Raw genomic sequence first — 10,517 nt, 5'->3', positions numbered from 1 at the left:
CAAGATGGAGTGCTTTTTTCGTATATCTTGCGTCAAGACAATATAAGCCATTCAGAATAAGAATAACTATACAAAGGTTTTATTTTGGGAATTAATGTTCACGAATTAAAAAGGTGTTTAACAAATAATAAAGCCATTTAAAAGATAATAAAATAGCATTGCACGTTGATTCTAATATAAAACAACGTGTGATATGAAGTATAACTTTGCATAAAATGCAGATTTATGCTTTCTTTTTGTTGTACAAAGATATGTTTCATCAAAGGTTGCTAATTCAAACTTTGATTATAAAAAAGCGGGAGGATTTTTTATAAGAAATCCTTTAGCTTAATAAATAACCGTGTATTTAAAATTAAGTTACATTCGGTTTGAATCCAAATTGAGGGAAAGTGAGACTATTATAATCTTTATACTTTTTCAATTTTGGATAGCCCACATCCCCACGAAAAAAGCCATCATATGCCTTTTCCAATCGTAAAAATACTTCTTGTAAGGGCTGTGAGGGCACTTCTTTGAGAAAAGGATACCTCTTCTTATCGATTACTTGTCGCTTTTGCATATCAGAACGTGTATACAATTGTTTGTTTTCCTTATATTTTCTTTGTTTATCTAAAAGAGCAGAGTTATAAGTTTGACGACAATATTGTAGCCAACGATCTAACGTTTCTTTTTGTTCTTTGGTTGCGAAAATCTCGTATTTTTGGCTTAGCAACATTGTCATCCCCTCCCCCTTTTTTCGATATAGTTTTTCAGATTCCTAACACAAAACAGAATATACGTTCCTTTTTCTGCTAGTATACACAAAGTTACATAAAAAGGAAATAGAAACTTCGTGCTATGCACGACCAACGTTCATCTCCTCCCTATCACCTGGGCTATGCCCTACACGTGCTTGAGGAAGGGGACTTCTGTTGGAGTACTGTTAAAATAAGGAACTTTGTTCTGGTACAAAAAACAGTTAGGTTTTTAAAGTTTCGAAATTTATATTGAAACTTGTAAGTTTTAGAAGTATCATATACATATTCAAACATTTGAAGATGTATATGATGGTTTTTCAAATTAAGGATAAATAACGGAGGCGTTTGAATGGGAAATGAAATGCAACAATTTAAAGCTGATTTTTTTAAAGCCTTATCACATCCTTTGCGAATAGGTATTCTTGAATTATTATCAGAGGGCGAAAAAAGCGTAAATGAAATGCAAACGATTCTTAATAAAGAAGGTTCAGCTGTTTCTCAACAACTTAGTGTACTACGCTCAAAGAACATTGTTGTTGGTACGAAAGATGGAAAACGAGTTTTATATTCCTTGCGAGATCCTATGATTGTGGATTTACTGGTAGTTGCTAAGAAAATTTTTAACAACCATTTAATCGATACAATTTCAATGTTAGAAGAGTTGGATGAAACAGAACGTGAAGTGATGAGTAAGGAGGATTAGATTGAGTATTGAAGTTAAGAAAGAGGATATTATTCAATACGGAATGGAACTATTTCGCTCAATAGGAGCTCATCACGTTTGTAAAGTTTGTATTGAAAGTGGGAATTCTTGTTGTTTTTTATGCCAACATTTGCAAGAAGGAGTAGGATGTCAAAAGAGAAATACGGCTTGCACAGCTTGGCTATGTGGGATGCAATGTTTTTTATTTGATCAAATCGGAATATTGGACGAGTGGAATCGTTTCTGGAATGAAGTTCCAGGGCAAATGTTTCGTAGAGATATTACCCCAGATATAGTAAAGGTTACATCGTTTATAGATATGAAAAAATTAAATAATCGAGATGGATTACTTTTAGCAGAAAGGTTAAAATCCTACATGCAAGAAGGTGGAGACATAGGGAAATTAGAACGACATTTAAGCAAAACGTATAGCCAATACTAGACTGATATTTTCTTGTAACGAGATAAAGAACTCTTGTACAAAAGTATGAAACATACATTTAGGATTCAAATTTATCACAAGAAAATATTCTTTCAGAAGAAAAGAAGCAAGATTTATTAAAAATAGAAAAGAAGGTTTTGTAATGAAAGGGTTATTTACAGGAAGGTTTGAAGGATATTCATTAGGACATTTTCAAAAGGATCTTCTTTCTGGAATGATTGTCGGAGTTGTCGCGATTCCACTTGCTATGTCTTTTGCTATAGCTTCTGGTGTTAAGCCGGAGTATGGAATTTATACAACATGTATTGCCGGGATACTCGTTTCGTTATTTGGTGGTTCAAAGTATCAAATTGGAGGGCCTACAGGTGCTTTTGTTCCAATTCTTTTAGGGATTGTAATTACCTATGGGTATGAAAATTTACTACTGGCCGGTTTATTAGCCGGAATTATCTTATGCCTTATGGGAATTTTTAAACTAGGATCTTTAATTAAATTTATCCCGCGCCCTGTAACAATTGGTTTTACATCAGGTATTGCTGTTAGTATCTTTACGGGACAAATTGCTAGTTTTTTAGGTCTAACAGGTATAAAAAAGCATGAGGCATTTATAGCAAATCTAAATGAAATCTTTATCCATATTGATACCATCAATTTTTATAGTATTATAACTGCTTTGATTTGCCTTTTTGTTATATTGATAACACCAAAGATTTTTCCAAAAGTACCTGGTTCATTAGTAGGTGTTGTTATTTCAACTATAATTGCTGCTGTATTTTTCTCAGGGCATATACCTACTATTGGCACAGCATATGGTACGATTCCAAATACACTTCCTCATTTTGGTATACCAGAAGTTACATTAGAGCGGATACAACAGTTAATTGGTCCAGCATTTGTTATTGCAATGCTGGGTGGTATTGAATCCCTTTTATCTGCTGTCGTAGCAGATGGTATGACAAATAGTAAACACAACAGTAATAAAGAACTGTTTGGTCAGGGTATTGCTAATATTGTTACACCGTTATTTGGAGGAATTCCTGCAACTGGAGCGATTGCCCGCACAGCAACCAATATCAAAAGTGGAGCCGTATCTCCGATGTCAGGTGTGATTCATGGGGGATTTGTGTTATTTACGCTTCTATTGTTAGCTCCATATGCTTCGCATATTCCTCTTGCTAGTATGGCTCCCATTTTAATGGTAGTAGCTTGGAATATGAGTGAGCAAAAACACTTTGTTCACATACTGAAAATGAAGACAGGGGATTCCCTTGTATTACTTGTAACTTTTTTACTCACTGTATTTACTAGTTTGACAACTGCTGTAGAAATCGGTCTTATTTTAGCTATTATTTTGTTTACAAAACGTATGAGCAATATGCTCGTTATATCTAAAGTGCTTCCTGATCACACAAAAAAGAACGAAAAATTGCTACCACATGTGGTAAGTAAAGCTCATGATTGTCCGCAAATTAGTATTTATACAATAGAAGGCCCATTATTTTTTGGCGCTGCTCAGACGTTTGAACAAAACATTTTAGCAACCATTCATTATAAACCTAAAGTTTTAATTTTACGTATGGGAAAAGTTCCTTTTATTGATACAACAGGAGAATCATACTTTAGGAATATTGTCCAGCATTTTAAAAAACAAGGTGGCGTACTTCTCATTTCGGGAGTTCAATCAGAATTAAAAACAACTCTAGACAAGAATGGATTATACGCTGAGATTGGAGAAGAAAACTTTTTTGATCATACAGGAGAAGCGATTAACTACGCTCTAGAGCATTTAAATACGAAAAAATGTATAGGGTGTAAGCATTTCGCTTTTCGTGAATGTACCGGGCTTTCTCAGCAATCCCAGGAAGGGAATACAATAAATAATAAAGCTAATGCACTAGATTTTTAAGAAGAAATGTATTATAAATCATGGATATAAAGGAGAATAAATAATGTCTGAATTTCAAGATCAAGTATTAAACATTTTAGAAGAAGTATGTGAAAATGATATCGTAAAAGATAACCCAGATGTGCAATTATTTGAAGAAGGGATTTTAGATTCTTTTGGTACGGTATCTTTATTAGTAGAATTTCATGAACGTTTAAACATTGAAGTGTCTATCTCTGATTTTGATCGCGATGAATGGGCGACACCAAACATGATTATTAAGAAATTGAAAGAAATTCGATAAAAATAGAAGTTTGAGAAATGGATAAGAAACAGTTTAACTTCGTAAGTGTTTTTCTTATGAAGTCGTAAAAAGGAAATTGAAAATAATTCATATATATTAGAATGATAACAAGTGGAGGAAATAAAATATGTCTAATTTACCAAATTGTCCCAAATGTAATTCAGAATACACTTATGAAGATGGGAATCTTTTCGTTTGCCCAGAATGTGCTCATGAGTGGACTTTAGAATCAGAAACTGAAAATAGTGAAGATACAAAGGTAATCAAAGATACAAAGGTAATCAAAGATGCAAATGGAAATGTACTAAACGATGGTGATTCTGTAACAGTCATCAAAGATCTTAAAGTAAAAGGAACTTCATCAGTTATAAAAATCGGTACAAAAGTAAAGAGTATCCGCTTAGTTGATGGAGATCATGATATTGATTGTAAAATTGATGGTTTTGGAGCAATGAAATTAAAATCTGAATTTGTTAAAAAGATATAAGTGTTGCTTTGTAATAAAAGATAAAAAATCTTTACTACTTGGAAAACATGTTGATTTTGCTATTTATTAGTAAAGAACTGTTTATATAACGATAGAGGGAAGGTGTTGTGATGATACGCAACACCTTCTTAAATATTGATGTGGAATTATATAATAATAGGAAAATTGAGTCTCTATTAATATTTGTATATCTAAAAATGAAAGAAAAGTTCGAAAGTAGTATTGCAATATATTATCCTTGGGGCTATAATAAATGAAAAGAATATCTAACTTTTAAGTTAAATATTCAGAATCTTCAATTAGTTAAATTTGGAAATGAGATACGTTATTTTTAATGGAGGTTTTATGATGACGAACAAAGTACCATTTTCGTTCATAGTAGTTATTGGATTAATGTTGTTTGCTCTCTTTTTTGGGGCAGGAAATTTAATTTTCCCTGCGATGCTTGGACAATCAGCGGGAACAAATGTTTGGTCAGCGAATGCAGGATTTTTAGTGACTGGAGTTGGACTACCGTTACTTGGTGTATTAGCATTTGGAATTTCAGGTAAAGAGGATTTACAATCGCTGGCAAGTCGTGTTCATCCTGTTTTCGGAGTTGTGTTTACAACAGTTTTGTATTTAGCAATTGGTCCTTTGTTTGCTATACCGAGAACGGGTAATGTTTCTTTTGAAATTGGTGTTAAACCTTTTCTAACAGAGAATTTTGGTTCAATGCCTTTAATCATTTTTACAATTATATTCTTTAGTATTACATGTTTTTTTTCGCTCAATCCTGCGAAAATTGTCGATATTGTCGGAAAAATCTTGACGCCAATCAAATTAACGTTCATTGGAATTTTAGTAATCGTTGCTTTTATTCACCCAATAGGGGATATGCAAGCACCTGTTGAAAATTATACATCTCACGCATTCTTTAAAGGTTTTCAAGAAGGATACTTAACAATGGACACGCTTGCATCTTTCGTATTTGGCATTATTATCATTAATGCTATTAAAGAAAAAGGTGCAAAGACGAAAAAACAAATTATGGTCGTTTGTGCAAAAGCAACAATTATTGCAGCAACGACATTAGCGATTATTTATACAGCGCTTTCTTATATGGGAGCTTCAAGTGTAGCGAAGTTTGGACATTTAGATAATGGAGGAACAGTGTTAGCGAAGGTTTCAAATTACTACTTTGGTTCATATGGCGGAATACTGTTAGGACTAATGATTACAGTAGCTTGTTTAACGACTAGTGTAGGGCTTGTCTCAGCATGCTCTTCATTTTTCCATAAACTATTTCCAAAAGTGTCTTACAAAAAAATCGCGATTATGTTATCTGTGTTTAGTGCAATTGTTGCGAATGTAGGATTAACACAATTAATTGCTATTTCTGTTCCTGTATTAACAGCTATATATCCATTAGCAATTGTATTAATCTTCTTAACGTTTTTACATCCATTATTTAAAGGGAGATCAGAAGTTTATCAAGCAAGCTTACTTGTAACATTTATTATAAGTTTATTTGATGGACTTGGTGCAGCTGGAGTAAATATTCAAGTAGTTAATCAGCTGTTCGCTCAAATTCTTCCGATGCATGAAGTAGGGCTCGGATGGATTTTCCCAGCTATTATTGGTGGACTTATTGGATATGGGATTAGTTATTTACGAATGAAAAGTGAAATGCATTCTAACGTAGCGAGAGTAAATAAGTAGTTATATGTACCAAAAAAAGTTATAGAATTCGTTTCTATAACTTTTTTATTATTATAGGAGATGAATAGCGAGAGTTTTTATAATAATTTAGATGTATAATAAATATAGAGATCTGGATCATTCATAGATGGCAATTTGATTAGATATCTTTTATAAAAGAAGTAAAATGAAACTAGGAGAAACGAAATGAATAAAAGAATTGATCATATTGGTATTGCTGTTCGTGATATAGATAGTAGTATACGTTTTTATGAAAAAGTCTTATCAGGAACATTAATAGATCGTTACATAAGTGAAGCGATAGGTGTTGAGAGTGAAGTGGCTATTCTTGAAGTGAACGGAGATAGAATTGAGTTACTTGCGCCGACGAATAATACAACTTCGCCAATTGCAAGGTTTATAAAGCAAAAAGGAAAAGGTGTACATCACATTGCTTATCGTGTAGATAATTTGGATCAAGCTTTAGAAGAATTAAAACAACAAGGAATTCGAACGTTGGAGCATACACTCCGTATAAACAAGCATGGTAGAAGATTAATTTACCTCAATCCAGCAGATACAGAGGGGACAATTATCGAATATTGTGATTACCCAGAGGAACAATAATTTGTATATGAAGTGTGATAAAAGGTGTCACGGCAGCAAGTTTAGAAGCCTGGACAATCGCGACAACACATACTGTAGTAACGCGTCGATTAGATAGAGTAGGTTGAATAATATTGATTAAAAAACAAAAAGGTGTTATGAACTGTACCCTTTTGTATTAGGTTCACCGAATTTCGTAACTAAATCTTCGTATGTATCTCCGCCTTCACCAGTTGAAGAATCTCCAGTTTTGATTGCATCTACATCAGCAGCAGTAATTTTCTTTTTCTCTCCTTTTTTCGGTTCTTCTTGTTTTGGTTTGTCATTTGTGTTTGTAGTAGCTTTATTTGTGGAATCGTCACAAGCAGCTAAACTAAATGCTAAAGCGCTTCCTAAAGCGATTGTACTCATTTTCTTAAACATATTTGTTCCCTCCGAATATATAAAACGTAAGATTTCACACCTCATCATAGCAAATGTAATAACGCTATTTTGTCATATCCTGTCGGAGGGAAATAAAAATAGAGCCGAAGTTCCCTTACATATCAAATCTATATTTTGTTAAAGTTTTCTGTTTAGAGAGTCCTCTAACATATCTTTTAACTCGTTCTTTGTCTCCTCAGTGCACAATTATTTATTAAACCAAATACATTTATGCATAGTTTTTCCAAATTATATTTGATAATATAGATAAATGGACATTAAATACATAATATATTAATAGTTAGGGAGGTATTAGAATTGAAAAGAACACCTGAATTTATACTAGGTTTAATTGGTGGTATTTTTGGAGTTATAGGTTCTTTTATTATATTGATGATAGCTATAACTGCTATGGATGGTTATATTGATTATAAACTTTTAACTTATTATTCTATTTTATTAATTATTCAAATAGGGCTGTTAGTTTTAGCATGTTCAGTAAATAAGGTTAACAATATAGCCTATGGACTTTGTATGATATTACTCCCATTAGTAACATTGGTTATGTCATTACTCCTTTTACTTATTCCAATAATTCTTCAAATTATTTCTGGTGGATTTGCATTTCGATCTTTAAAGCAAGAATCTCATTAAGACATTTAGTTATTACGAAATAATGGTAAATATATATAAGGATTAATTTAAATAATATTTTTGAAGGATGGTATTGTAATTTGAAACGCACTGTAGAATTTGTAATCGGCTTAATCGGAGGAATCTTAGGACTCTTACTTTCTTTATTTATTGTAATTGGTAGTATTTCCTACACTAGTTCTCACACTAGTTCTGGAGGTATTGAAGAATATATTATCATTACTTCTAGCATCGCCTTAATTATTCAAATAGGCCTATTAGTATTAGCTTGTTGTGTTAATAAAATAAATAATAAAACTTATGGTATTTGTATGATTGTATTAAGTATAATTTCATTGTTTTTAGGATTATTTATATTATTTCTTCCAGTGGTTTTACAAATCATTTCAGGTGCATTTGCATTTAGAACATTAAAACAGGAATATAATTAAAATTACAACCGGCTACTAAATCTAATAAAAAACTTCCTTATCACACAAATAATAGGGTGTTTTTTTGTTGTATGAAGGTACAACAAGAGGATTCATTTTGATTAAACTTTACTCAAAATGAATCCTCTTCTTTTGCTATAAAATACGTGTGGTATGTCAACACGAAACTAGACAATTTTTTTTAGGTGTTCCTGCCTGTACTGAACAGGGCTCAAATATATTAGTTGTAATCTACTTGGCCTTAGTTTTTTTGTCTAGTTCAGTGTAGCCTATCCAGTTTCATGATGAGCGATTTCGGTTTTATATTTACAAAACAAATGCTTACGACAATAAATAGAAGGCCAACAAATAAGCTAATTGTAATCGCCTCATGTAGGAAAATAGAACTTATAATAATTGCGATAAGTGGAATAAGAAATGTATAGGCACCAACTTTACTTGCTTCTCCAGCTCCGACAAGTGTAAAATAAGCAAGCCAGCCCATTGCGATAACAAAGATTGAGATGAATAGTAGTACGATTACAAATGGTATGCTCCAAGCGATGCTGGACCAGCTTTCAAATTTTGAACCAAAGCCAATTAAGCAAAATCCTCCGATAATAAGTTGAAGTGTCACCATCCAAATTGCGTTTACACGGTTTCCAGTTTTTTTGATAAACACTGTACCAAGCGCCCATCCAATTGCACATCCTAAAGCAAGTAAGATGCCGATGACAGAAATATGTCCAGTTAAGCTACTAGAGCTAATAACGGCAACACCCGTAAATCCAAGAATAAGACCAAAAATTTTCAAGCCATACATTGCTTCTTCCAGCCAAATCCAAGAGAAAATTCCAAGTAAGACAGGCTGAAGAAATACAATAGCGGAAAAGAGTCCAGCGGGCATATACTGAAGCCCTACGGTTTGTAGTCCGTAAAATAAAATAATGTTGAGTAGAGCTGAAATAAAGTATAAATGCCAAGTTTCTTTTAGATTTAGTTGTTTGTATTTTGGTAATGCGAAAATAAGTAGAATCAATCCACCTATTAATGTTCTAACTCCTGCAAATAATACGGGTGGCGTATAATGCAGAGCGAATTTAGATAAAGGCCAATTAATTCCCCACATAAGAACGAGAAATGAGAGGATTATGGCCGTTTTTGTTCGCGAAAGCTGCGTCACAATAGTACCTCCTTGTTGTATTTCATTTCACTATGATATGATATTGAACATGATAAATAAAATGAATCTTTTTTATAAGGAGTATAAGTAATTTGTTATGACCATTACACAACTTCAAGTTTTTATAAAAGTAGTTGAACTGGGAAGTTTTACGAAGGCGGCTGGAGTTTTGAACATGACACAACCAGCTGTCAGCCATGCTATTTCTAGTGTAGAATCGGAATTAGGTGTGACACTTATCATACGTGATAAACGAAAAGGTTTGATTCTCACTGATGTAGGAAATCGTATTTTAGTTCATTTTCGAGAAATTTTAAATGGTGTTGAGAAAGTAGAACAAGAAGTAGCGATGGAGAAAGGGCATGAAGTTGGTACAATTCGAATCGGAAGTTTTCCAAGTGCATCAGCATATTTTTTGCCTAAAATGATTAATATCTTTCGTGAAAAATATCCGAATTTAGAGCTGGTTCTCTATGAAGGAACTCTTAAAGAAGTGGAAGAGTTGCTATTATCACGTGTAATTGATGTTGGAATTGTTATTTTGCCCAATAAAGAAATGGAGATTGTGCCGTTAACGAAGGGAGAAATGGTTGTTGTCCTGCGTGATGATCACCCTCTTTGTGAAAAAGAAGCTATTACAATAAGTGATTTAGAAAATGAACCAATTATTTTATTTAAGGGAGGATACGAACCGCCAATTATTGATATGTTTAAACAAGCGGGCGTACCACTTCGGGTTGAGTATGCGGTGTCTACTGTTACAACGTCTTTAAATATGATCCAAGAGGGGTTAGGTTTAGCGATATTAGCTGAATTATCTTTAACGAATTTACCTCCAAATGTGAAAACGAGAGAATTAGCACCTCAAGTATGGAGAGAAATTGCTTTAGCTGTTCCTTCATTCAAGGAATCTTCACTAGCTGTTCAACTATTTATTGAAGAGTTCCAAGGGCTATTCGCAGAATGATAAAGAGCGTCTCATATATGATAATGAGATGCTTAT

General features: G+C 33.0%; 12 protein-coding genes and 1 pseudogene. 10 read left to right on the top strand and 3 right to left on the bottom strand.

Features of this window, described 5'->3' with window-relative positions; translation table 11 throughout:
• Positions 1 to 361 precede the first annotated feature (361 nt).
• Positions 362 to 721: pseudogene (locus tag ACM6HU_RS19975) on the bottom strand (helix-turn-helix domain-containing protein); the annotation flags it as partial.
• Positions 722 to 1,086: 365 nt separating this feature from the next.
• Here ACM6HU_RS19975 and ACM6HU_RS19970 point away from each other — a divergent pair.
• From ACM6HU_RS19970 to ACM6HU_RS19940, 7 genes are all read left to right on the top strand, one after another.
• Positions 1,087 to 1,440 (top strand): ArsR/SmtB family transcription factor, encoded by a 354-nt coding sequence (locus ACM6HU_RS19970; protein WP_003196899.1) that lies wholly within the window; start codon positions 1,087 to 1,089, stop codon positions 1,438 to 1,440.
• Between the two features lies 1 nt (position 1,441).
• Positions 1,442 to 1,882 (top strand): hypothetical protein, encoded by a 441-nt coding sequence (locus ACM6HU_RS19965; protein WP_003196901.1) that lies wholly within the window; start codon positions 1,442 to 1,444, stop codon positions 1,880 to 1,882.
• A 142-nt stretch (positions 1,883 to 2,024) separates the two neighbouring features.
• Complete coding sequence (locus ACM6HU_RS19960) at positions 2,025 to 3,788, top strand: SulP family inorganic anion transporter (RefSeq protein ID WP_016114480.1); 1,764 nt, start codon at positions 2,025 to 2,027, stop codon at positions 3,786 to 3,788.
• Positions 3,789 to 3,831: 43 nt separating this feature from the next.
• Positions 3,832 to 4,071, top strand: coding sequence for a D-alanine--poly(phosphoribitol) ligase subunit DltC (gene dltC, locus ACM6HU_RS19955; RefSeq protein ID WP_016114481.1), 240 nt, complete (start codon positions 3,832 to 3,834; stop codon positions 4,069 to 4,071).
• A 127-nt stretch (positions 4,072 to 4,198) separates the two neighbouring features.
• Positions 4,199 to 4,558 carry a zinc ribbon domain-containing protein YjdM gene (locus tag ACM6HU_RS19950; RefSeq protein ID WP_016114482.1) on the top strand — a complete coding sequence of 120 codons (360 nt, stop codon included), beginning with the start codon at positions 4,199 to 4,201 and terminating at the stop codon, positions 4,556 to 4,558.
• 348 nt (positions 4,559 to 4,906) lie between these two features.
• Complete coding sequence (brnQ, locus tag ACM6HU_RS19945) at positions 4,907 to 6,259, top strand: branched-chain amino acid transport system II carrier protein (protein WP_414848402.1); 1,353 nt, start codon at positions 4,907 to 4,909, stop codon at positions 6,257 to 6,259.
• Positions 6,260 to 6,445: 186 nt separating this feature from the next.
• Complete coding sequence (locus ACM6HU_RS19940) at positions 6,446 to 6,865, top strand: VOC family protein (RefSeq protein ID WP_016114485.1); 420 nt, start codon at positions 6,446 to 6,448, stop codon at positions 6,863 to 6,865.
• Positions 6,866 to 7,000: 135 nt separating this feature from the next.
• On the opposite strand, the gene ACM6HU_RS19935 is transcribed toward ACM6HU_RS19940, so the two are convergent.
• Positions 7,001 to 7,267 (bottom strand): hypothetical protein, encoded by a 267-nt coding sequence (locus ACM6HU_RS19935; protein WP_016114486.1) that lies wholly within the window; start codon positions 7,265 to 7,267, stop codon positions 7,001 to 7,003.
• 318 nt (positions 7,268 to 7,585) lie between these two features.
• On the opposite strand from ACM6HU_RS19935, the gene ACM6HU_RS19930 reads away from it, so the two are divergent.
• Both ACM6HU_RS19930 and ACM6HU_RS19925 read left to right on the top strand, forming a co-directional pair.
• Positions 7,586 to 7,921: a DUF4064 domain-containing protein gene (locus tag ACM6HU_RS19930; RefSeq protein WP_016114487.1), complete on the top strand. Its 336-nt coding sequence runs from the start codon at positions 7,586 to 7,588 to the stop codon at positions 7,919 to 7,921.
• A gap of 80 nt (positions 7,922 to 8,001) precedes the next feature.
• The gene (locus ACM6HU_RS19925; RefSeq protein WP_016114488.1) at positions 8,002 to 8,352 is read left to right on the top strand and encodes a DUF4064 domain-containing protein; all 351 of its coding nucleotides are present in this window, start codon (positions 8,002 to 8,004) and stop codon (positions 8,350 to 8,352) included.
• Positions 8,353 to 8,611: 259 nt separating this feature from the next.
• On the opposite strand, the gene ACM6HU_RS19920 is transcribed toward ACM6HU_RS19925, so the two are convergent.
• A complete protein-coding gene (locus tag ACM6HU_RS19920; protein ID WP_016114489.1) occupies positions 8,612 to 9,514 on the bottom strand; it encodes a DMT family transporter in 903 nt (300 codons plus the stop codon).
• 97 nt (positions 9,515 to 9,611) lie between these two features.
• Here ACM6HU_RS19920 and ACM6HU_RS19915 point away from each other — a divergent pair, with 97 nt between their 5' ends.
• A complete protein-coding gene (locus tag ACM6HU_RS19915) occupies positions 9,612 to 10,481 on the top strand; it encodes a LysR family transcriptional regulator (RefSeq protein WP_016114490.1) in 870 nt (289 codons plus the stop codon).
• Positions 10,482 to 10,517 lie beyond the last annotated feature (36 nt).

The sequence above is a fragment of the Bacillus sp. IT-79MI2 genome (assembly GCF_949768135.1).
Lineage (GTDB): Bacteria > Bacillota > Bacilli > Bacillales > Bacillaceae_G > Bacillus_A > Bacillus_A pseudomycoides.
This window is presented reverse-complemented; position numbering and strand designations above follow the sequence as displayed.

Excerpts from the sequence above, each read along its gene's own strand:
- ACM6HU_RS19970 (WP_003196899.1), top strand. The coding sequence starts at position 1,087 with ATGGGAAATGAAATGCAACAATTTAAAGCTGATTTTTTTAAAGCCTTA.
- ACM6HU_RS19960 (WP_016114480.1), top strand. The coding sequence starts at position 2,025 with ATGAAAGGGTTATTTACAGGAAGGTTTGAAGGATATTCATTAGGACAT.
- dltC (WP_016114481.1), top strand. The coding sequence starts at position 3,832 with ATGTCTGAATTTCAAGATCAAGTATTAAACATTTTAGAAGAAGTATGT.
- ACM6HU_RS19950 (WP_016114482.1), top strand. The coding sequence starts at position 4,199 with ATGTCTAATTTACCAAATTGTCCCAAATGTAATTCAGAATACACTTAT.
- brnQ (WP_414848402.1), top strand. The coding sequence starts at position 4,907 with ATGACGAACAAAGTACCATTTTCGTTCATAGTAGTTATTGGATTAATG.
- ACM6HU_RS19940 (WP_016114485.1), top strand. The coding sequence starts at position 6,446 with ATGAATAAAAGAATTGATCATATTGGTATTGCTGTTCGTGATATAGAT.
- ACM6HU_RS19935 (WP_016114486.1), bottom strand. The coding sequence starts at position 7,267 with ATGTTTAAGAAAATGAGTACAATCGCTTTAGGAAGCGCTTTAGCATTT.
- ACM6HU_RS19915 (WP_016114490.1), top strand. The coding sequence starts at position 9,612 with ATGACCATTACACAACTTCAAGTTTTTATAAAAGTAGTTGAACTGGGA.